General features: G+C 72.0%; 25 protein-coding genes. 19 read left to right on the top strand and 6 right to left on the bottom strand.

Features of this window, described 5'->3' with window-relative positions:
• Positions 1-143: 143 nt before the first annotated feature.
• Positions 144-773, bottom strand: coding sequence for a 2-phospho-L-lactate guanylyltransferase (cofC, locus tag P3G67_RS08235; RefSeq protein WP_276092858.1), 630 nt, complete (start codon positions 771-773; stop codon positions 144-146).
• Positions 774-971: 198 nt separating this feature from the next.
• Here cofC and P3G67_RS08230 point away from each other — a divergent pair, with 198 nt between their 5' ends.
• The 3 genes from P3G67_RS08230 to P3G67_RS08220 are packed head-to-tail and all read left to right on the top strand — an operon-like array spanning position 972 to position 3930.
• The gene (locus P3G67_RS08230; protein WP_276092857.1) at positions 972-1733 is read left to right on the top strand and encodes a lysophospholipid acyltransferase family protein; all 762 of its coding nucleotides are present in this window, start codon (positions 972-974) and stop codon (positions 1731-1733) included.
• Positions 1734-2738 (top strand): NAD(P)H-dependent glycerol-3-phosphate dehydrogenase, encoded by a 1005-nt coding sequence (locus P3G67_RS08225; protein WP_269859044.1) that lies wholly within the window; start codon positions 1734-1736, stop codon positions 2736-2738.
• 43 nt (positions 2739-2781) lie between these two features.
• A complete protein-coding gene (locus P3G67_RS08220) occupies positions 2782-3930 on the top strand; it encodes a D-alanine--D-alanine ligase family protein (RefSeq protein WP_276092856.1) in 1149 nt (382 codons plus the stop codon).
• A gap of 25 nt (positions 3931-3955) precedes the next feature.
• Here the strand turns inward: P3G67_RS08220 and P3G67_RS08215 are convergent, their stop codons facing one another.
• On the bottom strand, positions 3956-4492 hold the full coding sequence (locus tag P3G67_RS08215) for a DUF3515 domain-containing protein (protein WP_276092855.1): 537 nt from the start codon (positions 4490-4492) through the stop codon (positions 3956-3958).
• 19 nt (positions 4493-4511) lie between these two features.
• A complete protein-coding gene (locus P3G67_RS08210; protein ID WP_255930328.1) occupies positions 4512-4745 on the bottom strand; it encodes an Lrp/AsnC family transcriptional regulator in 234 nt (77 codons plus the stop codon).
• A gap of 239 nt (positions 4746-4984) precedes the next feature.
• On the opposite strand from P3G67_RS08210, the gene P3G67_RS08205 reads away from it, so the two are divergent.
• A complete protein-coding gene (locus P3G67_RS08205; protein ID WP_269859042.1) occupies positions 4985-5944 on the top strand; it encodes a thiamine-phosphate kinase in 960 nt (319 codons plus the stop codon).
• A gap of 112 nt (positions 5945-6056) precedes the next feature.
• Positions 6057-6845, top strand: a complete 789-nt coding sequence (gene thiD, locus P3G67_RS08200; RefSeq protein ID WP_276092854.1) for a bifunctional hydroxymethylpyrimidine kinase/phosphomethylpyrimidine kinase — start codon at positions 6057-6059, stop codon at positions 6843-6845.
• 101 nt (positions 6846-6946) lie between these two features.
• On the opposite strand, the gene rpmB is transcribed toward thiD, so the two are convergent.
• On the bottom strand, positions 6947-7132 hold the full coding sequence (gene rpmB, locus P3G67_RS08195; RefSeq protein WP_014628431.1) for a 50S ribosomal protein L28: 186 nt from the start codon (positions 7130-7132) through the stop codon (positions 6947-6949).
• Between the two features lie 243 nt (positions 7133-7375).
• On the opposite strand from rpmB, the gene P3G67_RS08190 reads away from it, so the two are divergent.
• The 10 genes from P3G67_RS08190 to mutM all read left to right on the top strand — a co-directional run bounded on the left by P3G67_RS08190 (position 7376) and on the right by mutM (position 17362).
• A complete protein-coding gene (locus tag P3G67_RS08190; RefSeq protein WP_276092853.1) occupies positions 7376-9076 on the top strand; it encodes a DAK2 domain-containing protein in 1701 nt (566 codons plus the stop codon).
• Between the two features lie 85 nt (positions 9077-9161).
• Positions 9162-11420, top strand: a complete 2259-nt coding sequence (recG, locus tag P3G67_RS08185) for an ATP-dependent DNA helicase RecG (protein WP_276092852.1) — start codon at positions 9162-9164, stop codon at positions 11418-11420.
• Positions 11421-11525: 105 nt separating this feature from the next.
• Complete coding sequence (locus P3G67_RS08180; RefSeq protein WP_276092851.1) at positions 11526-12053, top strand: hypothetical protein; 528 nt, start codon at positions 11526-11528, stop codon at positions 12051-12053.
• A 216-nt stretch (positions 12054-12269) separates the two neighbouring features.
• A complete protein-coding gene (gene rsmD / locus P3G67_RS08175) occupies positions 12270-12866 on the top strand; it encodes a 16S rRNA (guanine(966)-N(2))-methyltransferase RsmD (protein ID WP_276092850.1) in 597 nt (198 codons plus the stop codon).
• 26 nt (positions 12867-12892) lie between these two features.
• Positions 12893-13372 carry a pantetheine-phosphate adenylyltransferase gene (coaD, locus tag P3G67_RS08170; RefSeq protein ID WP_269859069.1) on the top strand — a complete coding sequence of 160 codons (480 nt, stop codon included), beginning with the start codon at positions 12893-12895 and terminating at the stop codon, positions 13370-13372.
• 126 nt (positions 13373-13498) lie between these two features.
• Positions 13499-14590: an ATP synthase F0 subunit B gene (locus P3G67_RS08165; protein WP_276092849.1), complete on the top strand. Its 1092-nt coding sequence runs from the start codon at positions 13499-13501 to the stop codon at positions 14588-14590.
• Between the two features lie 171 nt (positions 14591-14761).
• On the top strand, positions 14762-15397 hold the full coding sequence (locus P3G67_RS08160) for a YceD family protein (RefSeq protein WP_269859068.1): 636 nt from the start codon (positions 14762-14764) through the stop codon (positions 15395-15397).
• A 2-nt stretch (positions 15398-15399) separates the two neighbouring features.
• Complete coding sequence (rpmF, locus tag P3G67_RS08155; protein ID WP_003951102.1) at positions 15400-15573, top strand: 50S ribosomal protein L32; 174 nt, start codon at positions 15400-15402, stop codon at positions 15571-15573.
• A gap of 19 nt (positions 15574-15592) precedes the next feature.
• The gene (rnc, locus tag P3G67_RS08150; RefSeq protein WP_276092848.1) at positions 15593-16357 is read left to right on the top strand and encodes a ribonuclease III; all 765 of its coding nucleotides are present in this window, start codon (positions 15593-15595) and stop codon (positions 16355-16357) included.
• Positions 16358-16489: 132 nt separating this feature from the next.
• Positions 16490-17362: a bifunctional DNA-formamidopyrimidine glycosylase/DNA-(apurinic or apyrimidinic site) lyase gene (mutM, locus tag P3G67_RS08145; protein ID WP_276092847.1), complete on the top strand. Its 873-nt coding sequence runs from the start codon at positions 16490-16492 to the stop codon at positions 17360-17362.
• On the opposite strand, the gene P3G67_RS08140 is transcribed toward mutM, so the two are convergent.
• On the bottom strand, positions 17338-17799 hold the full coding sequence (locus P3G67_RS08140; protein ID WP_276092846.1) for a winged helix-turn-helix transcriptional regulator: 462 nt from the start codon (positions 17797-17799) through the stop codon (positions 17338-17340). The two genes, mutM and P3G67_RS08140, sit on opposite strands and share 25 nt — an antisense overlap.
• Before the next feature lie 131 nt (positions 17800-17930).
• Between P3G67_RS08140 and P3G67_RS08135 the strand changes: the two genes are divergently transcribed.
• Positions 17931-18521, top strand: a complete 591-nt coding sequence (locus P3G67_RS08135) for a flavodoxin family protein (protein WP_276092845.1) — start codon at positions 17931-17933, stop codon at positions 18519-18521.
• Between the two features lie 69 nt (positions 18522-18590).
• On the opposite strand, the gene P3G67_RS08130 is transcribed toward P3G67_RS08135, so the two are convergent.
• Positions 18591-19412: a CAP domain-containing protein gene (locus P3G67_RS08130; RefSeq protein WP_313879769.1), complete on the bottom strand. Its 822-nt coding sequence runs from the start codon at positions 19410-19412 to the stop codon at positions 18591-18593.
• A gap of 561 nt (positions 19413-19973) precedes the next feature.
• Here P3G67_RS08130 and P3G67_RS08125 point away from each other — a divergent pair.
• The 3 genes from P3G67_RS08125 (at position 19974) to smc (ending at position 24656) form a co-directional block, all read left to right on the top strand.
• Positions 19974-20237 carry an acylphosphatase gene (locus tag P3G67_RS08125; RefSeq protein WP_269859067.1) on the top strand — a complete coding sequence of 88 codons (264 nt, stop codon included), beginning with the start codon at positions 19974-19976 and terminating at the stop codon, positions 20235-20237.
• 353 nt (positions 20238-20590) lie between these two features.
• Entirely contained in the window at positions 20591-20791 is a 201-nt protein-coding gene (locus P3G67_RS08120) for a hypothetical protein (protein ID WP_269859030.1), read from the top strand.
• A gap of 250 nt (positions 20792-21041) precedes the next feature.
• Positions 21042-24656, top strand: coding sequence for a chromosome segregation protein SMC (gene smc / locus P3G67_RS08115; protein ID WP_276092843.1), 3615 nt, complete (start codon positions 21042-21044; stop codon positions 24654-24656).
• Positions 24657-24759: the final 103 nt, after the last annotated feature.

Below are 24759 nucleotides of genomic sequence, written 5' to 3'. Positions count from 1 at the left end.
GGCCTTGAACGCGGTTGGTTCGACACCGCCGGGCCGCGGCGTGGGAGTTGCCCGCCCCGGCGGCGGACAGGGACTTGGGGCAGGCCCCAGCACGATGGTGGTGATCCGCGTCGCCGGGTCGCCCGCGAACGCCCCGCAAGGGGTCACAACTGGAGAGCCGCGGTGGCCCTGGCCGTGTGGGGGCCCACGCCCAACGCGAGGGCGGCGCGCAGGTCGGAGGCGGTGTCCACGTCCCGCCGTACCGAGTCGACTCCGCTCAGTGTGATCTCCCTGGCGCCGGACGCGCGGTGGCGGGCGCGGGAGGGGCCGCCGAAGGCGGGGCGCAGTTCGGTGCCGGGCGCGGTGGCGAGCAGTGTGGTGCCGACGCCCGCCGCGTCGGCGAGGAACGCCCGTCCGGCCTCGGCGGACGCCGCCTCCAGCACCGCCGCGAGCTCCGCGGGCCGCAGCGCCGGAAGATCCGCGTTCAGGGCCGCCACGGCGCCGAGCGACCGCTCGGCCCGCACCACCCGCGCACCGTGCGCCAGCGCCGCGTTGAGGCCCGCCGCGGGCGCGTCCGGCACGATTCGCGCGCCGAGCGCCGACAGCTCGGCCGCGGCCAGCGCGTCGTCGGTGACCACGTGCACCCCCCGTACCGCCGCGCAGGCCAGCGCCGCGGCCACCGTGTCCTGGGCGAACGCGAGGGCCAGGCCAGGGCGCAGATCCCCCAGCCGGCTCTTGGCCAGGACCAGCGGTTTGAGCGGTATGACGAGATCCCACACCCTTTGGCTGCGCATCCGGTCATTCTCCCCGTGGGCGGTCGCGACGCTCCGGGCGACCCGCGTTACGGTGTCGGTACCGTCCCCGTGGCCGTCGGCCGCGAACCGTTCACGGCGGGTGCTTCTCGACAGAGCGCGGGCCTGGGGCGAAACTTGTGCGGCTGTCCGAAAGCGCAGATGAAACCGCGGGCAGCGCCAATCGAGGAGGATGTCCTGGTGTCCCGCCGCAGAATCGGCTTCTGGTACCGCTTGGCCGCCGTCATCGCGAAACCATGGCTCATCGTGTTCTTCAAGCGGGACTGGCGCGGAATGGAGAACATTCCAGCGGACGGCGGATTCATCACCGTGGTCAACCACAACTCGTACCTGGACCCGTTGTCGTACGCGCATTTCCAGTACAACACCGGCCGTGTCCCGCGCTTCCTCGCCAAGTACGCGCTGTTCAAGGCCCCGGTCGTGGGCGGGATGCTGCGCCGCATCGGCCAGATCCCGGTCTACCGCGAGTCGACCGACGCCGCCAACGCCTTCCGGGCCGCCGTGGAGGCCATCAACTCCGGCGAGTGCGTGGCGTTCTACCCCGAGGGCACCCTCACCCGCGACCCCGACCAGTGGCCGATGGCGGGCAAGACCGGCGCGGCCCGGGTCGCGCTGCTCACCAAGGCGCCGGTCATCCCGGTCGCGCAGTGGGGCGCCAACGAGGCGCTGCCGCCGTACGGCAAGCTGAAGCTCTTTCCGCGCAAGACGTTCAGGGTGCTGGCCGGGCCGCCGGTCGACCTGTCCGCGTTCTACGACCGGGAGCCCACCGCGGAGAACCTGCGCGCCGCAACGGACGTGATCATGGATGCGATCACCGAGCTGCTCGCCGAAGTCCGCGGGGAGCCCGCGCCCACGGAGCGTTACGACCACCGCAAGGCGGTCCGCGCCCAACAGGCGGCCCGGCGTGCGGCGGCGACCGAGAACGAAGAGAGTGGAGCGTAAGTGACGACGCGCTGCGCGGTGTACGGCACCGGATCCTGGGGCACGGCCTTCGCGATGATCCTGGCTGACGCCGGATGCGAGGTGACCCTGTGGGGCCGCCGCGCCGCCCCGGTCGACGCCATCAACACCACCCGTTCCAACCCGGACTACCTGCCGGGCGTCGAACTGCCGCCCGGCGTACGGGCCACCACCGATCCAGCCGAGGCCGCTCGCGACGCGCGGTTCGTGATCCTGGCCATCCCGTCCCAGACGCTGCGCGCCAACCTCACCGAGTGGGCGCCGCTGCTGCCCTCGGACACGGTGCTGGTCAGCCTGATGAAGGGCATCGAACTCGGCACCGCCAAGCGGATGAGCGAGGTGATCGAGGAGGTCGCCAAGGCCGGTCCGGAGCGCGTGGCGGTGCTGTCCGGCCCCAACCTGGCCAAGGAGATCGCCGCCCGGCAACCGGCCGCCGCGGTGGTCGCGTGCCGGGACGAGGCGGTCGCCCAGCGGTTGCAGGCGGCCTGCCACACCGCGTACTTCCGGCCGTACACCAACACCGACGTGGTCGGCTGCGAACTCGGCGGCGCCGTGAAGAACGTCATCGCGCTCGCGGTCGGCATCGCCGACGGCATGGGGCTCGGCGACAACGCCAAGGCGTCGCTGATCACCCGCGGCCTGGCCGAAACCACCCGGCTCGGCCTGGCGATGGGCGCCGACGCGCACACCTTCGCGGGCCTCGCCGGGCTGGGCGACCTGGTGGCGACGTGCTCCTCGCCGCTGTCCCGCAACAACACCTTCGGGCGCAACCTGGGCCGCGGGATGACCCTGGAGGAGACGGTCGCGGTCACCAAGCAGACCGCCGAGGGCGTCAAATCCTGTGAATCGGTGCTGGATCTGGCCCGCAGGCACGGTGTCGAGGTGCCGATCACCGAGACCGTGGTGGAGATCGTGCACGAGGGCAAACCGCCGCTCGTGGCGCTCAAGGAGCTGATGTCGCGCTCCGCGAAGGCCGAGCGTCGCTAGTGTGTCCGGAACCGAACGGTAGGGTCAGAGCGACATGAGCAACATGCCTTCTCTCCACAGCAGCGAGCGGCCGCCGCGCAAGCCGCGGGTCGCCGTCGTGTTCGGCGGCCGTAGCTCCGAGCACGCCATCTCCGTCCTCACCGCGGGCGCTGTACTGCGTGCCATCGACCGCGCCAAGTACGACGTGCTGCCCATCGGCATCACGACCGACGGGCGTTGGGCGCTGACCGCCGACGACCCGGAGCGGATGGCCATCGCCAACCGTGCCCTGCCGAGCGTCGACCAGCTCGCCGAGTCACCGGACGGCTCGGTCGTGCTGCCGGTGGACCCGGCCAGCCGCGAGGTGGTCTACACCGAACCGGGCGCGGTCCCCAAGGCGCTTGGCGAGGTCGACGTGGTCTTCCCGGTGCTGCACGGCCCCTACGGTGAGGACGGCACGCTCCAGGGCCTGCTGGAGCTGTCCGGGGTGCCGTACGTCGGCGCAGGCGTGCTGGCCTCCGCGGTGGGCATGGACAAGGAGTACATGAAGCGGGTCTTCACCTCCTTCGGGCTGCCGGTCGGCCCGTACGAGGCGATCCGCCCCCGCGAGTGGGAGCACGACCCCGCCGCGGCCCGCGAGAGGGTCGTGGAGTTCGCGGCTGAGCACGGCTGGCCGGTGTTCGTGAAGCCCGCGCGGGCGGGCTCGTCCATGGGCATCAGCAAGGTCGACGACATCTCCGGTCTTGAGGAGGCGATGGCGGAAGCCCGCCGCCACGACCCCAAGGTGATCGTCGAGGCGCTGCTGTCCGGGCGCGAGATCGAGTGCGGGGTGCTGGAGTTCGAGGACGGCCCGCGGGCCAGCGTCCCGGCCTGGATCCCGCCGGTCACCGCGCATGACTTCTACGACTTCGAGGCCAAGTACATCGACTCCGCCGAGGGCGTGGTGCCCGCGCCGCTCACCGCCGAGGAGACGGCCGAGGTGCAGCGGCTGGCGATCGCCGCGTTCGAGGCGGCGTCCTGCGAGGGCCTGGTACGCGCGGACTTCTTCCTCACCGACGAGGGCGAGTTCGTGATCAACGAGATCAACACCATGCCGGGCTTCACACCGATCTCGATGTACCCGCGGATGTGGCAGGAGAGCGGAGTCAGCTATCCGGAGCTGATCGACCGGCTGTTGCAGGCGGCGCTGCGCCGCTCCACCGGGCTGCGCTGAGCACGCCGAACCGGCGGGGCACCGCTCAAAGCCCCGCCGGATCCGACTTCTTGACCGCGTCGGCGAGATCGGTGAGCGCGCTGATGTCGCCGTACGGTCCGGTGTACTTCGACGGGATCGTCACCTCCACGAACGCCTTGCGCAGCGTGGTGGTGCAGCGCACACTGCCGTCCGACTGCTTTTCCGGCAGCCAGTCCACGCCGTTGATCGACGCCGCGTCCGCGGTCGGGTTGTAATGTGCGCTGCCGGGATTCAGGACATCGGGCGTGGGCACTCCGCAGCGCAGCACGATGGCGGGGTCGCCCCACGCGGCGGTGAGGTCCGACGCCGGGTGGGTCGCGTGCCGGGCCAGCCCGTTGACCTTCTCCGGGAGCGCGTTGTGCAGCGTCCGGCACACCGTCGCCACGGCGGTCGACGGGGTCGGCACGGCGACGGTGTCCGTGGCGCTGGACGAACAGCCCGCCGCCGCCAGCAGAACGGCGGCGACGGGCAGCGAACCACAAAGGCGAGCTAGTCGGGACAACTTGGACAAATCGCGCGGCCGGTGGACGGAAGAACTCACCGACCGAGCATAGGCGGGGCTACAGATGGACGACCGGGCAGGTCAGCGTGCGGGTGATGCCGTCCACTTGCTGGACCTTGGCGACCACCATGCGGCCGAGTTCATCGACTGTGTCCGCCTGTGCGCGCACGATCACGTCATAGGGGCCGGTGACGTCCTCGGCCATGATGACTCCGGGGATGCTGGAGATCACCTCCGCTACCGCCGAGGCCTTGCCGACCTCGGTCTGGATCAGGATGTAGGCCTGTACCACGGAACCTCCAGGGCGGCTACGAGGATCATGTGGGAAGGGGACGGCAACCGTACCGCGTCGTCGCGTGCGGCGGGGAGACCCGCGCGGTGCGGTCGGCGCGGCGGAGGGGGAACCTCCCATGCCTTCAAGGCCATCGGAGAGGTTCCCGGGGCTGGGTTGACGAGCTGGCGGCCGACGGCCGACCGCCCGCGGGTGAAGGGGACTGCGTTGCGCAAGGCGTTGCTGAAGGAGCGAGTGAGATGAAGGGGACCGTGGGTGAGCTGGGGGAGTTCGGGCTCATCAGGGAGTTGACCTCCCGGCTCACCGCCACCCCGGCCGTACAGCTGGGGCCCGGCGACGACGCGGCCGTGGTGGCAGCGCCCGACCGGCGCGTGGTGGCCAGCACGGACGTGCTGCTCGAAGGGCGGCACTTCCGGCGGGACTGGTCCACAGCCTATGACGTCGGCCGCAAGGCGGCGGCCCAGAACCTCGCCGACATCGCCGCCATGGGCGCGGTGCCCACCGCGCTGCTGCTCGGCCTGGTCGTTCCCGCCGAACTGCCCGCCACCTGGCCGACCGAGCTGATGGACGGGCTGCGCGACGAGTGCGACGTCGCGGGCGCGGCCGTGGTCGGCGGCGACGTGGTCGGCGGAGACACCATCACCGTGGCGATCACGGCGCTCGGCGACCTACGCAACCGCCGGCCGGTGACACGCTCCGGCGCCCGACCCGGCGACGCGGTGGCGGTCACCGGGTGGCTGGGCTGGTCGGCGGCCGGATTCGCGGTGCTCTCCCGCGGGTTCCGCAGCCCCCGCGCGTTCGTAGAGGCGCACCGGCGGCCCGAGCCGCCGTACCACGCGGGACCCGCCGCCGCCGATCTGGGCGCCACCGCGATGACCGACGTCAGCGACGGCCTGGTGGCCGATCTCGGGCACATCGCGGCGGCCAGCGGGGTGCACATCGACCTGAAGTCCGGCGACATCGACGTGCCCGCTCAGATGAAGGACATCGGCCAGGCGGTCGGCGTCGACCCGATGCAGTGGGTGCTCACCGGGGGAGAGGACCACGCGATCGTGGCGACGTTCCCGCCGGACACCAAGCTGCCCGCCCGCTGGCGGGTGATCGGCGAGGTACTGGCCGCCGGTAAGGCGGGCCCCCAGGTGACGGTCGACGGCGCGCCATGGGACCGCGCGGGCGGCTGGGACCACTTCGGGGGATAGCGGAGATCCGGGGCCTGCCCCGGTCGAAGAGGGACGGGGGCTCGCCCCCGAAAGCAAACCGTTCGCCGGCCGTTTACGGTCAGTTGAGAATGGACCCGTTAGGTTCGGGCATATGGAGACTCCCCCACGCGTCCTGGCCATCGCCGGCTCCGACTCCGCAGGCGGCGCCGGTATCCAGGCCGATCTGAAGACGGCGCAGGCGCTCGGCGCGCACGGCATGAGCGTGATCACCGCGGTGACCGCGCAGAACTCGCTCGGCGTGCAGGGCGCCTGGGAGCTGCCCGCCGAGGCCGTACGAGCCCAGTTCCGCAGCGTCGTGGACGACATCGGGGTCCAGGCCGTGAAGACCGGCATGCTCGCCTCCGCGGAGCTTGTGCGCACCGTCGCGGAACTGCTCGACGGGATCGACGTGCCGGTGGTGGTCGACCCGGTCGGCGTCTCCAAGCACGGCGACACCCTGCTGGCCACCGAGGCACTCGACCCGGTACGCGCCAGGCTGCTGCCCACCGCGACCGTCGCCACCCCCAACCTGGACGAGGTCGAGCAGCTCACCGGCGTCAAGGTGACCGACGAGTCGGCGATGCCGGACGCCGCCCGCGCCATGCTCGCCTTCGGACCGCGCTGGGTGCTGGTCAAGGGCGGCCATCTGCCGGGCGCGCCGGTGGACCTGCTCACCAACGGCACCGACGAGCACTGGTTCCGCGCCACCCGGCACGACAACCGGCACACCCACGGCACCGGCTGCACCCTGGCCAGCGCCATCGCCGTCCACCTGGCCAACGGGCTGAGCGTCCCCGAGGCGGTGGGCGCCGCCAAGAGCTATGTGACCGGTGCCATCGCCGCCGGATATCCGCTGGGCGCCGGAATCGGGCCGGTCGACCACGCCTGGCAGTGGCGCTGAGCGGCCCGCGGGACGCTCCGGAGACGGCAAAAACCGGCCCACCGAGAGGTGGACCGGTTTTCGATGAGCCGCAGGGCTGCGCTACGACGACGCGGTGGACGTCAGCGCGCGACCTTGCCGGCCTTGATGCACGAGGTGCAGACGTTGAGGCGCTTCGGCGTCCGACCGACCACAGCACGCACCGTCTGGATGTTGGGGTTCCAACGACGGCGCGTACGGCGGTGCGAGTGCGAGATGTTGTTGCCGAAGCCCGGCCCCTTGCCGCAGACGTCGCAGTTGGCAGCCACGGGTCACTCCAAAGACTTCAGATGCACGTACGGTGAGTTCTCGGCGGGCCGAGAGGAAGGCCCGACTGGTGCCGGGCAACCGGAGAAGCATACAACGCCCACTCCGTACAGAAAAACTACCATGGTCCCGACGGCCCCCCCGCCGCGGGCCGTCCGCCGACCGGAGCACCCTAGGGACCGCCGCGGCCTTCGGCGCCACTACTGTCGGGTGCCACACGTCGGCCGCCCCACAGGAGGAAACCGGTGCCGCACACGCTCGACGCCGCCGCGGTGCGCACCTGGTGCAGGCTGGCCCTGCGGGCGCTCGGCCGGGCGCGCGAGGAGATCGACGCGATCAACGTGTACCCGGTCGCCGACGGTGACACCGGCACCAACCTCTATCTGACCGTCGAGTCCGCCGCCCAGTCCGTGGACGCCGTCTTCGACGGCTACGCCGCATCGGGCAGCACCCCAGGCGTCGCCGAGGCGGTACGCACCATGGCGCACGGCGCGCTCATCGGGGCCTGCGGCAACTCCGGCACCATCCTGGCGCAACTGCTGCGCGCGATGAGCGAGGTGCTGGCCGAGCAGCCGGACGCGGCCGGGCTGCGCAAGGCGCTACGGGCCGCGGCCGGATCGGCGTACCAGGCGGTCGCCCATCCCGTCGAGGGCACCATGCTCACCGTCGCCACCGCCGCGGCCGACGCCGCCTCCGCGTCCTGTCAGGGGACACCCCCCGTCGCTGCTTCCCGGGACAACGGTGAGGCCGACGCCCCGGACGACCTGGCGGCCGTCGCCGCCGCCGCCTACCAGGGCGCCCACGCCGCGCTGGCCCGTACCACCGGCCAGCTCGACGTCCTGGGCCGCGCCGGGGTCGTGGACGCGGGCGGGCTCGGCCTGGTCGCGGTGCTCGGTGCGCTCGCCGAGGCGCTGCGCGGCGACGCCACCGACCGGCTGCCCGCCTCACCCGCCCTGCACCCGCCGCTGGTCCCGTACGGCTGTGCGGGACACGGCCAGGACGCGGTGGGGGATCCGCACGCGGTGCCCGGCGGCCCCGGCTACGAGGTGATCTATCTGCTGGAGGCCCCGGACGAGGCGGTCGACCGGCTCAGGAGACAGCTCGACGCGCTGGGCGACTGCCTGGTCGTGGTCGGCGGCGACGGCCTGTGGAACGTGCACGTCCATGTCGATGACGCGGGCGCCGCCGTCGAGGCCGGCGTCGAGGCCGGACGGCCTTACCGGATCCGCATCACCCACTTCGGCGCGGCGGCCCAGACGGCGGCAACCCGCCCGGCGACCGCGGCCGGCCGGGCGATCGTGGCCGTGGTCGAGGGCGACGGACTGGCCGAGCTGTGCGCCGAGGCCGGGGCCGTGGTGGTTCCCACTCGCCCCGGCGAACCGCTGGCCAGCGGCGAGATCGCGCAGGTCATCCGACGGGCGGGGGCCAGGGAGGCGGTCCTGCTGCCCAACGAGGACGAGCTGCGGCCCACCGTCGCGGCGGCCGCGGAACGGCTCCGCGCCGACGGGGTGCGGGTCGCGCTGATCCCGACCAGGTCCGTGGTCCAGGGCATCGCGGCGCTCGCGGTACACCAGCCGTCCCGCCGGTTCGACGAGGACGTGGTGGCGATGACGGCCGCCGCCGGGGCCACCCGGTACGCCGAACTGGCCGTCGCCGAGCACGAGTCGTGGACCATGGCGGGCGTCTGCCAGGCCGGAGACACCCTCGGCATGATCGACGGTGACGTGGCCGTCATCGGCCGCGACGTGGCGCACACCGCCGTCACCCTGCTCGACCGCATGCTCGCGGCGGGCGGCGAAATGGTCACCCTGGTCCTCGGCGAGGACGCCCCGCCCGACCTGGCCGACCGCCTGCGGTCCCACGTCCGCGAATCCCACCTGGCAGTGGACACCGTCCTCTACGAGGGCGGCCAGGGCAGCCGCCTGCTGCTCATCGGCGTCGAGTGACGGATGGGCACAGCCGCGCCGCGGACCGCAACGGCGACGGCCGCCTGATGCCGGATTGTCGGTGCCGTGCGCCAAGATGGACACGATGGCTGCCCTGGACGAACCCCTCCGCAAAGTGGTCGGCGACCGCACCGCAAAGGTGCTGGCCGACCACCTGGACCTGCACACCGCCGGCGACCTGCTGCACCACTACCCCCGCAGGTACGCCGAGCGCGGCGAGCTGACCCGGCTCGCCGACCTCCCGCTGGACGAGCACGTCACCGTGGTGGCCCGGGTGGCCAAGGCCGAGAAGAAGACCTACAACCACGGCAAGGGGCTCCGCCTTGAAGTCGTGGTCACCGACGGCAGCGGCTCACTGCAACTGGTGTTCTTCAACAAGGCCGCGCACTACCACCACCAGAAGCTGATCCCCGGTCGGCGCGGGATGTTCGCGGGCAAGGTCACGGTCTTCAACCGGGTTCGCCAACTCGCCCACCCCGACTACCAGTTGCTGGACGCGGAGGACGGCACGGACGCCGTGGAGACGTTCGCCAACCGGCTGCTGCCGCTGTACCCGGCGTGCAAGCAGATCGCCTCCTGGCAGATCGCCCAGTCCGTGGAAACGGTGCTCAACTCCCTTGCGGCGACCGGCTGGACGGGCGTCGGCGAACCGCTGCCGGACAGGCTGCGGGGCGCCCGCGGACTGGCCCCGCTGCCCGAGGCGCTGGAGAAGGTGCACCGGCCGCGCACCAAGGCCGACATCGCCGCCGCCCGCCAACGCCTCAAGTGGGACGAGGCGTTCGTGCTCCAGGTCGCGCTGGCCCGGCGGCGCGCCGCCGACGCCGCGCTGCCCGCCGTCGCGCGGGTGCCGGGCGAGGACGGGCTGCTGGCCGCCTTCGACGCCAAGCTGCCGTTCACCCTCACCGAGGGGCAGCGCGCGGTCAGCGCGGAGATCTTCGCCGACCTGGCCACCGAGCACCCGATGCACCGGCTGCTGCAGGGCGAGGTCGGCTCCGGCAAGACGCTGGTCGCGCTGCGCGCGATGCTGGCCGTGGTGGACTCCGGGGGGCAGACCGCGATGCTGGCGCCCACCGAGGTGCTGGCCCAGCAGCACCACCGGTCGATCACCGAGATGATGGGCGAACTGGCCGAGGCGGGGATGCTCGGCGGTTCCGACGTCGGGACCAAGGTGGTGCTGCTCACCGGGTCGATGGGCACGGCCGCCCGCCGCCAGGCGCTGCTCGACCTGGTCACCGGCGAGGCCGGGATCGTCATCGGCACCCATGCGCTGATCGAGGACGCCGTGCAGTTCCACGACCTCGGGCTGGTCGTCGTGGACGAGCAGCACCGCTTCGGCGTCGAACAGCGTGACGCGCTGCGCGGCAAGGGCAAGCAGCCCCCGCATCTGCTGGTGATGACCGCCACCCCGATCCCGCGCACGGTGGCCATGACCGTCTTCGGCGACCTGGAGACCTCGGTACTCGACCAACTGCCCGCCGGGCGCTCCCCGATCGCCACCCATGTGGTACCGGCGAAGGACAAGCCGCACTTCCTGACCCGCGCCTGGGAGCGGGTACGCGAGGAGGTCGAGGCCGGGCACCAGGCGTACGTGGTGTGCCCGCGCATCGGCGACGAGGACGTGAGCGACGCACGGGAGCAGGCGGGCCGCCAGCGGGGGCCGCGAGCGGGTGGAGAGGCGAACCAGGGAGACGAGCCCCAGCAGAGGTCGGGCGAGGACGAGGCGGAGCGCCGCCCGGCGCTCGCGGTGCTCGATGTCGCCGAGCGGATCGCCAGGGGTCCGCTGCGCGGACTGCGGGTGGAGGTGCTGCACGGCCGGATGGCGCCGGACGCCAAGGACGACGTGATGCGACGGTTCGCGGCCGGGGAGGTCGACGTGCTGGTCGCCACCACCGTCATCGAGGTCGGGGTGAACGTCCCGAACGCCACCGCGATGGTGATCATGGACGCCGACCGGTTCGGCGTCTCGCAGCTGCACCAGTTGCGCGGCCGGGTCGGCCGGGGGAGCGCGGCGGGCCTGTGCCTGCTGGTCACCGAGATGCCCGAGGCGAGCTCCGCACGGGCGCGGCTGGACGCGGTGGCGGCGACGCTGGACGGGTTCGAGCTGTCCCGGATCGACCTGGAGCAGCGCCGGGAGGGCGATGTGCTGGGGCAGGCGCAGTCCGGCACCCGGTCGTCCCTGCGGATGCTCGCCGTCATCGACGACGTGGAGGTCATCGAGGCGGCCCGCGAGGAGGCCGGTGCGCTGGTCGCGGAGGACCCCGAACTGGCCGGACATCCGGACCTGTTGAGCGCGTTGGACAGTCTGGTCGACGCCTCGCGCGAGGGGTATCTGGAGAAGGGCTGAGCCCCGCCTCGGAACCTCGAATTGTCAGACCCCCCTGGGAGAATGGAACCAGTCCGAGCCAATCCGACCGAGGATGGGCTGACTTGGACCCTAGGGGGCTGGATCATGGCGTTTCGCCATCTGAACGAACTGCCGCTCGGCGACAAGGTCTTCCGGATCGAACTCGCCAGTGAGGACGACCTCACCGTCACCCTGATGCTCACCGGCTGGAGCGAGGCCGATCCGCAGACCCCGCTGGCCTGCGGCCAACTGCGGCTGCCGATGGGGGACGTGGCCACCGTGCGGATAGCGCTGAACAGGGCGCTGCGCGCGCTCGCGCTGGTCGCCGACGTGGCGGAGCCGATCCCGGACCGCGATGTGCTGCGGGAACTGTTCCCCGGCCACGGTGCGCCGTGGGTACCGCAACACGAGGAGGAGCTGTTGCGCCGCTTCCACGACGGGGAGTCCATAGCGCGGACCGCCGCGCGCTTCGGCCGTACGCCGGACTCGGTCCGCACCAAGCTGCGGGAGCTGGGGCACGACCCCCGCCACCCCGAACACTGCCCGCCGGACGGCTGCCTGTCCTGGTCCCGTTACGCGTCGCCCGCCCTGGTCGGATCGGCCCCGGCCGATCCGGCCCCCAACGGCTCGTAGCGATGTCGCGGCGGGGGCTGGAGGCGAGCAACCAGCCCCCGCTGAGGCGGTACAGGCACACCGAACCAGCCAAGGGCGCGGCCCCGGACGCGGGTCGTTCCCGGGAACGGTGCCTGGCCCCCGCAGGCGGGCCCGCCGGGGGCTACGTATCGTTGTGGTGCGGCGGCCGACCCGTCGCGCCGCCGCCAAGAACGACTCAAGGGGACGTGACCGAGGGTGACCCGCGTGATCGCCGGTGCCGCAGGAGGGCGTCGACTGGCCGTCCCGCCAGGACAGGGCACCCGGCCCACGTCCGACCGGGCCCGCGAAGGGCTGTTCTCCACCTGGGAGTCGCTGCGCGGCTCCCTGCACGGCGCCAGGGTGCTCGACCTGTACGGCGGCTCCGGTGCCGTGGGCCTGGAGGCGCTGTCCCGCGGTGCCGAACACGTACTGCTGGTCGAGGCGGACGCCAGGGCCGCCCGCACCATCCGGGAGAACGTGCGCACCATCGGCCTGCCCGGCGCCGAAGTGCGCGCCGCCAAGGCCGAGAAGCTGATCGCCGGACCGCCCCCCGCGGCCCCGTTCGACGTGGTCTTCCTGGACCCGCCCTACGTGGTCACCGACGACCAACTGCGCGAGATCCTGCTCACACTCCAGGCCCAGGGCTGGCTCGCCGACGAGGTGCTCGCCACCGTGGAGAGGAGCACCAGGGGCGGAGAGTTCCGCTGGCCCGAGGGCTTCGAGGGGCTTCGGGCCCGTCGGTACGGCGAGGGCACACTTTGGTACGGTCGCGCCGCCGCGACACGCGCCGACGCCACCGCCGACGCGTCATGACCGCATCGGAGAGCGAGGAACCACTGTTGCGCCGCGCCGTCTGTCCGGGGTCATTCGACCCCATCACCAACGGACACCTCGACATCATCGCCCGCGCGTCCCGGCTGTACGACGAGGTCTACGTCGCCGTGATGATCAACAAGGCGAAGCAGGGCCTGTTCACCGTCGACGAGCGCATAGCGCTGATCGAGCAGGTCACCGAGGAGTTCGGCAACGTTCGGGTGGAGGCCTTCCACGGCCTGCTGGTGGACTTCTGCAAGCAGCGCGACATCCCCGCCATCGTCAAGGGGCTGCGCGCGGTGAGCGACTTCGACTACGAGCTGCAGATGGCCCAGATGAACAACGGGCTGTCCGGCGTGGAAACCCTCTTCGTCCCCACCAACCCCACCTACAGCTTCCTGTCCTCCAGCCTGGTCAAGGAGGTCGCCCAGTGGGGCGGCGACGTCTCCCACCTGGTGCCGGACGCCGTGCTGCGGGCGCTGCGCGAGAAGCTGGGCCGGGACTGAGCCGACCACCGCGCCCGGAACTTTCTGACGGCTCGTCAGGCGGCGTGCCGGGCGCGCCCGGTGGTCGTAGAGTCTGACCCAACCACCCGGCCCGCGCCGGGCCCGCCGAGGAAAGACTTAACGGACATGGACGTGCAAAAGAAGCTCGACGAGATCGTCGCGGCCGTCGAAGGCGCGCGCTCCATGCCGATGTCGGCCTCCTGCGTGGTCAACCGGGCCGAACTGCTCGCCATGCTGTCCGAGGTGCGCGACGCCCTCCCGGACTCGCTCTCCCAGGCCCAGGCGCTGCTCGGTGACCGCGAGCAGATGGTCGCCGAGGCGCGGGCAGAGGCCGAGCGGATCATCGCCTCCGCCCACGAGCAGCGCGGCTCGCTGGTCTCCGACACCGAGGTCGCCCGGCGCTCCCAGGCCGAGGCCGACCGGATCCTGGCCGAGGCCCGCCAGGAGGCCGAGGAGATCCGCGCGGAGGCCGACGAGTACGTCGACAGCAAGCTCGCCAACTTCGAGGTGGTCCTCACCAAGACCCTCGGCTCGGTCGACCGCGGTCGCGAGAAGCTGCTCGGCCGCGGCCCCGGCACCGACGAGCACGGCATGGCGGACGAGGAGGCGCCGGAGCGTACCGGTGACCCCGAGGAACTGCGCCGCCGGGCCGACGCCTACGTGGACGCCAAGCTGGGCGCGTTCGAGGCGGTGCTGGCCAAGACCCTGGAGGCGGTCGGCCGGGGCCGCCAGAAGCTCACCGGGCACCGCCCCGTCGACGAGCTGGCCGCCCACATGGCGGCCCAGGACGGCCTGGCGGCCGACGGCACCCCGATGGCCGCCCAGCAGAGCGACGCCGAGTACCTGGCGGGTCTGGCGGGCGCGCAGCCGGAGCCGGTCCCCCAGGAGCAGCCCGCCGCCTACGACTACCCGCAGCAGCCCGAGTACGCGCCGATGGCGGCCGACTACGGCGGCTACCAGCAGGACCCGTACCAGAGCGGCGGCTACGACGCCTACGGCTACGCCCCGCAGCAGACCGAGTACACCGACCCGGCGTACGGCTGGCAGCAGCAGGGGTACGAGCATCAGATCCCGCACCAGCACCAGCCGCACGAGCACCAGCAGCAACAGCCGTACCAGCAGCACGCCGTGCAGCCGACCGGACTGGACGAGACCAGCTTCTTCGACACCGGACTGATCGACCTGGACCGCCTGCGGGAGCTGGAACAGGGCCGCTGACCGGGCCGGCCCCCGATCGCGGAAACGGAGCTGGCGCTGGCCCGAAGTTGGGCCAGGGGCCCGCGTCCAGTATCCTGACACCTCCGGCCTGTTTGATGAGCCGGTTTCCGGCTGCCCTCTTCCAGGTCGGCCCGCGCCGTACGGCACACGCACCGAGGAAAGCAGGAAGCCATCAACGCCCGCCTTGACCACCGAGACCCTCTCGTGTTCGACACACGCGAGCTGGGTCGTCGGCCTGGCGCGATGAAGAAGGTCTCCCGTACGGTGCCCGCGCCCGCGGACCTCGGCATCGCCGGGGTGATCGGTGTGCCCGAAGGGGCCTCGATCGAACTCGACCTTCGGCTGGAATCGGTCATGGAAGGCGTGCTCGTCACGGGTACCGCCCATGCGCCGGTCGAGGGGGAGTGCGTAAGGTGTCTGGAGCCGGTCGAGTGGGAGCTCGACTCGGACTTCCAGGAGCTGTTCTCCTACCCGGACGCCGACCAGCGCTTCGGCGGTGACGCGGAAGAGACCGAGGACGGCGACGAGGAGGAACTGCTCGTCCTTGAGGACGACATGTTCGACCTCGAATCCGTGCTGCGTGACGCGGTGGTGCTGGAACTGCCGCTGCAGCCGGTGTGCCGGGAGGACTGCCCTGGCCTGTGCTCCGAGTGCGGAGCGCGGCTGGCGGACAACCCGGAGCACCACCACGATGCCGCCGACGTTCGTTGGGCGGCACTGCAGGGACTCGCCGAATCCCTCAAGGCCGGCGAGAAGGACAACATGAGCGGCGCCGAGCGCGGCGTCGACGAGAAGCAGGAGAAATAGCCGTGGCTGTTCCGAAGCGGAAGATGTCGCGCAGCAACACGCGCCACCGCCGGTCGCAGTGGAAGGCTGCGGTCCCCACCCTCGTGGCGTGTGAGCGCTGCCACGAGCCGAAGCAGCAGCACATCGCGTGCCCGAGCTGCGGCACCTACAACAAGCGTCAGGTCCTCGAGGTCTGATCGGTAGGTGACAGGCTTCATGTCAGACGCCAAGTCGTCGGCAGACGCCATCAAGGCAGCCTCGTCCCACACGCCCCTGGAAGGGCGGCTCGGGTACACACTCGATCCCGCCCTTCTGGTGCGTGCGCTCACCCATCGTTCGTTCGCGTACGAGAACGGCGGGCTGCCGACCAACGAGCGGCTGGAGTTCCTTGGTGACTCCGTGCTCGGTCTGGTCGTCACCGACACGCTGTACCGGGCCCACCCGGACCTGCCCGAGGGCCAACTGGCCAAGCTGCGGGCCGCGGTGGTCAACTCGCGTGCGCTAGCGGAGGTGGCCCGCGGCCTTGAACTGGGCAGCTTCATCCGCCTGGGCCGGGGTGAGGAGGGGACCGGCGGCCGGGACAAGGCGTCGATCCTCGCCGACACCCTGGAGGCCGTGATCGGTGCCGTCTATCTGGACCAGGGTCTGGACGCGGCGTCCGAGCTGGTGCACCGACTCTTCGATCCGCTGATCGAGAAGTCCTCGAACCTCGGGGCGGGCCTGGACTGGAAGACCAGTCTCCAGGAGCTGACCGCGACTGAGGCGCTCGGTGTCCCCGAGTACCTGGTCACCGAGTCGGGGCCGGACCACGAGAAGACCTTCACGGCTGCCGCCCGCGTCGGTGGTGTCACGTACGGCACCGGCACCGGCCGCAGCAAGAAGGAAGCCGAACAGCAGGCGGCCGAGTCCGCCTGGCGGGAGATCCGCGCCAAGCGCGAGCAGCGGGAAGCCTCCGCCCAGGAGCAGACCGCCTCCCACTGATCGGCCGTTCAGAACCGTGTGACACGCTACCGCCGACACTGCGGCCCGCAGGGCCTCCTTCGAGGGCGGTGGAGAGCGACGGGCGGGCTCCACCCCATCCTGGGGGTGGGGCCCGTAACGCTTGGAGGGGACATGCCCGAGCTGCCAGAGGTGGAGGTCGTCCGCCGCGGACTCGATCGCTGGGTCAGCGGCCGTACGGTCGCCGATGTCGAGGTGCTGCACCCACGCGCGGTGCGTCGGCACATCGCGGGCGGGGCCGACTTCGCCGACCGGCTGCGCGGGCTCAGCCTCGGCCCGGCGCACCGGCGCGGCAAGTACCTCTGGCTGCCGCTGGGCAACGGCAGTTCGCTGCTCGGACACCTCGGCATGAGCGGTCAACTGCTCGTCCAGCCGCGGGAGGCGCCCGACGAGACGCACCTGCGGATCCGGATCCGGTTCACCGACGAGGTGGACACCGAGCTGCGCTTCGTCGACCAGCGCACCTTCGGCGGTCTGTCGGTGCACGACGCGGTCCCCGACGGCCCGGACGCCGCGGTGGGCCTGCCGCTGCCGCTCGCGCACATCGCCCCCGATCCGCTGGAGAAGTCGTTCGACGAGGACGCCTTCCACGGCGCGCTGCGCCGCCGCCGCACCACGCTCAAGCGCGCGCTGCTCGACCAGTCGCTGATCAGCGGCGTCGGCAACATCTACGCGGACGAGGCGCTGTGGCGCGGCAAACTGCACTACGACCGCCCCACCGCCACCATGAACCGGTCGCGCACCGCGGAGTTGGTCGGCCACATCCGCGACGTGATGGGTGACGCGCTGGCCGCCGGGGGCACCAGTTTCGACAGCCTCTACGTCAACGTCAACGGCGAATCGGGCTACTTCGACCGGTCGTTGGACGCGTACGGCCGCGAGGGCGAGCCGTGCCGCCGTTGCGGCACGCCGATCCGCCGGCGGCCGTGGATGAACCGGTCCAGTTACTTCTGCCCGCGCTGTCAGCGCCCGCCGCGGGCCTCATAGGCCTCCCGGGCGGCCAGCACCTCGGGCATCCGCTCCTCCACCAGGTTGATCAGCGACAGCAGCCGCTCGGCCACCGCACGGCCCAGCGGGGTGAGGCGGTAGTCCACCCGTGGCGGGTTGGTGGCCGCCGACTCGCGGTGCACCAGTCCGTCGCGCTCCAGCGCGTGCAGGGTCTGGGACAGCATCTTCTCGCTCACGCCGTCGACCCGGCGGCGCAACTCGTTGAAGCGCAGCGTGCTCTCGCTGAGCGCGCCCAGTGTCAGGCTGCCCCAGCGCCCGGTGACGTGCTCCAGCGTCGAGCGTGACGGACAGGCCTTGGCGAACACGTCGAACGCCTGCCCGTCGCCCTCCGCCACCTCCAACGGAGGCCCTTCGGGCCGCTGCGCCAGTCCTGCCGCGCCGGCGGACGGACAGGCGGAGGTCTCGGTCGTAGCCATAACCCAAGCGTACCCTCATGCAGCGCTAACCACAGGGTTGCGCTTTCTTTTGGAAAGTGCTCTCCTGTTGGTGCCACCCCGAGGTGCCTGATCGACGGCGCCCGGGGCCGATCGCACCAAGGAGCACAACCGTGACCACTCCCGTCACCCCCGTCGTGGCCGTCGCCTACCACTCCGGCTACGGGCACACCGCCGTCCTCGCCGAGGCCGTGCGCGACGGCGCCGCCGCCGCGGGCGCCACCGTCCATCTGGTCGACGTCGAGAAGATCACCGACGAGCAGTGGGCGCTGCTGGACGCCTCCGACGCCATCGTCTTCGGCTCGCCGACCTACATGGGTACCGCCTCGGCCGCCTTCCACGCCTTCGCGGAGGCCAGCTCCAAGCGCTGGTTCAGCGCCGCGTGGAAGGACAAGCTGGCCGCCGGATTCACCAACTCCGCCTCCAAGAGCGGCGACAAGCTGCACACCCTGCAGTTCTTCACCGTGCTCGCCGCCCAGCACGGCATGCACTGGGTGAGCCTCGGTCTGCACCCGGGCTGGAACGCCTCCACCGCCTCCGAGAACGACCTCAACCGCCTGGGCATCTTCCTTGGCGCGGGCGCCCAGTCCAACAACGACGAGGGTCCGGACGCCGTCCACAAGGCCGACATCGCCACCGCCGAGCACCTCGGCCGCCGGATCGCAGACACCGCGCGGACCTTCGTCGCGGGCAAGGCCGCCTGACGTAGCGTCAATTGGATTGTGCCGCAGGGCTGACGGAGCCCATCGGGCGCGACTGCCGCCCCGGTGGCCTCAGAAGCCGAAGTCCTGCGTCCACCAAGGGCCGCTGGAGGTGAAGTCGACGCCTATCCCGATGGTGTGGTACTCGCAGTCGAGGATGTTCGCCCGGTGCTCCGGGTTGCCCATCCAGGAGTCCATCACCGCCTTGGCGTCGGCCTGGCCACGGGCGATGTTCTCGCCGCCCAGGTTCGCTATCCCCAGCGAGGCCGCCCGGTCCCACGGCGACCTGCCGTTCTGGTCCGTGTGGCCGAAGAAGCCGTGGGCGGCCATGTCCTGGCTGAAGTCCTGGGCGAGGGTGCCCAGCCGGGGGTCCTCGGTGAGCGGTACGCAGCCCGCCGCGGCGCGCTGCTGGTTCACCAGGGCGAGTACCTGACGCACCGCTCGGTCGGCCGCCCCGGGCCCCGACGGTTGGCCGATGCTGCCGTAGGGGGCGTCGCTGCCGCTCGCGCCGTCGGTGCCGTCCGGGGCGGCGGTGCTCGGTGGGGCGGTTGGGGTGGCGGAGGCGGCGGGTGTGCCGGCGCCGCGCCGCGGCGGTACGGCGGTCGGTGACGGCCGCGCCGACCGGCCCGGTGATCCGACGGGCACCGGCCCGCCCGGGTCGGCACCGCGTCCGGCGTCCCGGCTCGTCGGCACGGAGCCCCGGTCCGTCGGGACGGCGCCGGTCACCGGTGTGGTGGGAGCGCCGTCGGCCCGCGGCAGGTTGCCGGGGGCGTCGTCCGGGGCGCCCAGGGTGTAGCCGCCGGGTGCCCCGCCCGGCACCGGCACCAGTCCGGAGGCGACGGCCACCGCGCCGACCGCGAGCGCGGCGGCGGCGCCCAACAGGCCGGTGCGCACCGGGGGGTTGGGCCGCGGCTCCCTGCCGCGGCCGGGCGTCGGCCGGTGGGACGGGGCAGGCGACGCGGCGGTCCGAAGGGCCTGCGTCGCGGGTGGCGGCGCGGGACGGGCGACAGGTGGGGCGGGTTCGGCGGAAGTGCGGCGATGGCGGCCCATCTGCGCGGTCCTCGCTTCCCGGTGTCGGCGGTGCCCCGCGGCGCTGCGGAAGAACGCCCGCGTTCACTCGAACGGGTGAGTCCTGATCCGGCGTGACTGTATCGAACCCGGGCCGACACCGGCGCGTGACCCAGGTAATTGACGGGGTGCCGGATGTCCGCGTGAGCCGTCCCATCGGTGCCGCGGGCCGCCGTCGCGCGGTGTCCGCGTACGGTTGACGTCCGTCGGCCGCGCCGGACCTGCGGGCATATGACACAGGACTGGACGCGGTCATGGAGAGAGGGAAACCCGGTGAACGACTCGGACCGCAACGGCGATGGGCGCGTCCAGAACGGTGACGTCGACCACGTCCGAAACGGTGATGTCGGCGACGACGGAGCCGACGGAGCCGACGGTCAGGTACGGATGACCGCCTGGGTGCGCGGCCGGGTCCAGGGTGTGGGCTTCCGGTGGTGGACCCGGGTCACGGCACTGGAGATCGGCGGCCTGCGCGGCTACGTCTCCAACCTCGCCGACGGGCGCGTCCAGGTGGTCGCGGAGGGCGCCAAGGAGCGCTGCGAGCGACTGCTCGACTGGCTCAGGGGCGGCGAAACCCCAGGTCGGGTCGATGGTGTCACGGAGATCTGGGGTGAGCCGCGGGGCGGATATGACGGATTCAGCACCCGCTGATGGCGTCGGCCGGGAAGCCGCGCATAGGCTGCGGGCAATTGGGCGGTAGAGCTCGGCTGTGGCGGTTGCCTTTTCCGGATCGGCATGCCAGGCTGCCGCGAAAGGATGATCTCCGAGCCCCCTGCGGGTGCCCCCGCGGCGAGTGACGCGCCGCGTGACGTTGACGGCGCGCCGCACGACAGGGGTGTGATCGTGTTGACCGTCAAACCTTTTGGTGAGACGCTGGAAGCCCCGCGCACCTTAGCTGTTTGGCTGTGAGAAGGACAACGGCGGCGGCGCAAACGGCGGGTGCGGCAACCCCCTCACGACCCACACCGCTTAGGTCGGTCACTCAGCGTGGAGGACCATCCATCATGGCAAAGGCGCTTCTCGGTTACGTCGGCGGTCCCGACCCGCGACTCCTCGCCGAGATGCGACGACTTCAGCAGCGTGTACAGGACCTGGAGTCCGAGCTTGTACGGATCCAGGCCGAGAACGACGCTCTGGCTTCGTCGCGTGAAGAGTCGCTGCTCAGCTCCATCGACGTACCCCAGGCGGAGCCCGCGCTGGCTTGATCCGGCTGCTGGCTTGACCCGGCCGAAACCGCTCGGCCCGGATCAGCACACCGCTTGAAGTTATGTAAAGGGACGCTTCGGCGTCCCTTCGTCGTGTCCCCCCCGACCGCACCCCCGTGATCCTCTTCGTTTCTTAACCTCTGGTGTGCCCTGCATCCTCCCCGGTGAAACCGGGCTCGAACTGTAGAGTCCGACTCCTCGACAGCGACATCAGCGGCAGCCGCCGCGCAGTGGAGGAGGAGAGCTCGGCGTGCACCTCAAGAGCTTGACCCTGCGCGGGTTCAAATCCTTCGCGTCGGCCACCACCCTGCGTTTCGAACCCGGCATCACCTGCGTCGTGGGCCCCAACGGCTCGGGCAAGTCCAACGTGGTGGACGCCCTGTCCTGGGTCATGGGCGAACAGGGCGCCAAGAGCCTGCGCGGCGGCAAGATGGAGGACGTGATCTTCGCGGGCACCACCGGCCGCCCGCCGCTCGGCCGCGCCGAGGTCTCGCTCACCATCGACAACGGCGACGGCGCCCTGCCCATCGACTACGCCGAGGTCACCATCACGCGGACGATGTTCCGCAACGGCGGCAGCGAGTACCAGATCAACGGCGACACCTGCCGCCTGCTCGACATCCAGGAACTGCTGTCCGACTCCGGTATCGGCCGCGAGATGCACGTCATCGTCGGCCAGGGCCAGCTCGACTCCGTACTGCACGCCGACCCGATGGGCCGCCGCGCCTTCATCGAGGAGGCGGCGGGCGTCCTCAAGCACCGCAAGCGCAAGGAGAAGGCGCTGCGTAAACTGGACGCGATGCAGGCCAATCTGGCCCGGGTCACCGACCTGACCGCCGAGTTGCGCCGCCAGCTCAAACCGCTGGGCCGCCAGGCCGCCGTAGCCCGCCGCGCCGCCGTCATCCAGGCCGACCTGCGGGACGCCCGGCTGCGGCTGCTCGCCGACGACCTGGTCACCCTGCGCGCCGCACTGCGCAGCGAGATCGCCGACGAGACGGCGCTGAAGGAACGCCGCGACGCGGTCGAGGCCGAACTGGCCACCGCCACGCGGCGCGAGGCCCAACTCGAGGAACAGGTACGGCAGACCGGGCCGCGCCTTACCGAGGCCCAGCAGACCTGGTACGGGCTGTCGCAACTCGCCGAGCGGGTGCGCGGCACCATCGGCCTGGCCGAGCAGAAGGTCAAGCACGCCACCGCACCGCAGACAGAGGAGCGGCGTGGCCGCGACCCGGAGGACATGGAGCGCGAGGCGGCCCGCATCCGCGAACAGGAGGCCGAGCTGGCCGCGGCGCTGGAGGCCGCCCGGTCCGCGCTGGACGACACCGTCGCGCACCGCGCCGAACTGGAGCGCGCCCTCGCCCAGGAGGACCAGCGGCTCAAGGCGGTCGCCCGGGCGATCGCCGACCGCCGCGAGGGCCTCGCCCGGCTGCACGGTCAGGTCAATGCGGCCCGCAGCCGGGCCGGCGCCGCCGAGGCCGAGATCGGCCGACTGGCCGCCGCTCGCGACGAGGCGGCCGAGCGCGCGGTGGCCGCACAGGAGGAGTACGAGCAGCTACGAGCCCAGGTCGACGGCCTGGCCGCGGGCGACGCGGAGTTGGAGGAACGTTACGAGTCCGCCAGGGCCGAGCTGGAGGGGGCCGAGGAGGAGCTGACCGCCGCCCGCGAGGCCGCCACCGCCGCCGAACGGGAACGCGCCGCGCTCTCCGCCCGGCACGACGCGCTCGCCCTCGGACTGCGCCGCAAGGACGGCACCGGGATACTGCTCGGCGCCACCGACCGGCTCACCGGACTGCTGGGACCGGCCGCCGAACTGCTCACCGTCGCACCGGGGTTCGAGGTCCCGGTCGCCGCCGCGCTGGGCGCCGCGGCCGACGCCGTCGCGGTGAGCCACCCGGGTGCCGCCGCCGCGGCCCTGCGGCTGCTGCGCAAGGACGACGCGGGCCGGGCCGCCCTGCTCATCGGCGGGGCCGCGGCGGAGCAGGCTGTCCGGACGGCAGACGGAACGTTTCCTGGCGCCGGGCGGCCCGCCGCCGAACTCGTGGGCGGGCCCGAGGAGTTGCTGCCCGCACTTCGCCGGCTGCTGCGCGACACCGTGGTGGTGGACACCCTCGCGGACGCCGAGGCGTTGATCGCCCGGCACCCCGGGCTCACCGCCGTCACCGCCGAAGGCGACGTACTGGCGGCGCACTTCGCGCACGGCGGGTCGGCCGGGGCGCCGAGCCAGTTGGAGGTGCAGGCGGCGGTCGACGAGGCGGCGGCACGGCTGCGCGAGCTCGCGGCCCGCTGCGAGGAGCTCACCGAGACCCAGGCCCGGGCCAAGGAGCGGCGTGCGCAGGCCGCCCGTACGGTGGAGCAGCTCGCCGCCGGGCGACGGGACGCGGAGAGGGAGAAGTCGGCGGTCGCCCAGCAACTCGGCCGCCTCGGCGGACAGGCGCGCGGCGCGGCCGGGGAGGCGGAGCGGGCCTCGGCGGCCGTCGCCCGCGCCGAGGAGTCGCTGGCCAAGGCCGGCGCGGAACTCGCCGAGCTGACCGGCCGACTGCGGGAGGCCGAACAGAGCCCGGCCGAGGAGGAACCGGACACCTCGCACCGGGACCGGCTCGCCGCCGACGGCGCCAACGCCCGGCAGACCGAGATGGAGGCCCGGCTGCAACTGCGCACCCACGAGGAGCGGGTCAAGGCCCTCGCGGGCCGCGCCGACGCGCTGGACCGGGCGGCGCGCATGGAGCGTGAGGCGCGGGCGCGCGCCGCCCAGCGCAGGGCGCGCCAGGAGCACGAGGGGCGGGTGGCCTCCGCCGTACTGGCCGGTGCCCGGGGCCTGTTGGAGTACGTCACCGTCTCGCTGGCCCGCGCCGAGCAGGAGCGGTCGGCCGCGGAGCGGACCAAGGCGGAGCGCGAGGCCCGGCTGGCCGCCGAACGGGACGCCGCACGCGGTCTGAAGTCCGAGCTGGACAAACTCACCGACTCGGTGCACCGCGGCGAGGTGCTGGGCGCCGAGAAGCGGCTGCGCATCGAACAACTGGAGGCCAAGGCGCTGGAGGAGCACGGCGTCGAACCGGCCGGACTGGTCGCCGAGTACGGCCCCGACCAGCTCGTACCGCCCACCCGTCTGCCTCCACCATCGTCAACCGAGGCGCCTCACGCCGCGGCGACGATCCCGCCGGCCGAGGGAGAGGCGGCGGACACCGAGGCCGCGCCGCGCCCTTATGTGCGTGCCGAGCAGGAGAAGCGGCTGCGCGCCGCCGAGAAGGCGTACCAGCAGCTCGGCAAGGTCAACCCGCTCGCCCTTGAGGAGTTCGCGGCACTGGAGGAGCGGCACAAGTTCCTCTCCGAGCAGCTGGAAGACCTCAGGAAGACCCGTGCCGACCTGTTGCAGGTGGTCAAGGAGGTCGACGAGCGCGTCGAGCAGGTCTTCACGGCCGCCTACCACGACACCGCGCGGGAGTTCGAGGGCGTCTTCTCCAGGCTGTTCCCCGGCGGTGAGGGACGGCTGATCCTCACCGACCCCGACGACATGCTGGCCACCGGCGTCGAGGTGGAGGCCAGGCCGCCGGGCAAGAAGGTCAAGCGGCTCTCCCTGCTCTCCGGCGGCGAGCGGTCGCTGACCGCGGTGGCGCTGCTGGTGTCGATCTTCAAGGCGCGGCCCAGCCCGTTCTATGTGATGGACGAGGTGGAGGCCGCGCTCGACGACACCAACCTCCAACGGCTGATCGGGATCATGAAGGAGCTTCAGGAGAGCTCGCAGCTGATCGTGATCACCCACCAGAAGCGCACGATGGAGGTCGCCGACGCGCTGTACGGCGTGTCGATGCAGGGCGACGGGGTGTCGAAGGTGATCAGCCAGCGGCTGGGGGACGGAAAGAAGTAGTCGGACGCCGTTGGTATCGGCTTGGCGACGCTTCCGTCAAGAGTTCAATACGTGAACATGCCCTGCCGATAATTGTGTCCAAACAGACCCACTGCCCCCTATT

Source organism: Streptomyces silvisoli, from assembly GCF_029269905.1.
GTDB lineage: Bacteria > Actinomycetota > Actinomycetes > Streptomycetales > Streptomycetaceae > Streptantibioticus_A > Streptantibioticus_A silvisoli_A.
The sequence above is the reverse complement of the archived record's forward strand: the minus strand, read 5'-3'. Positions and strand labels throughout refer to the sequence as shown.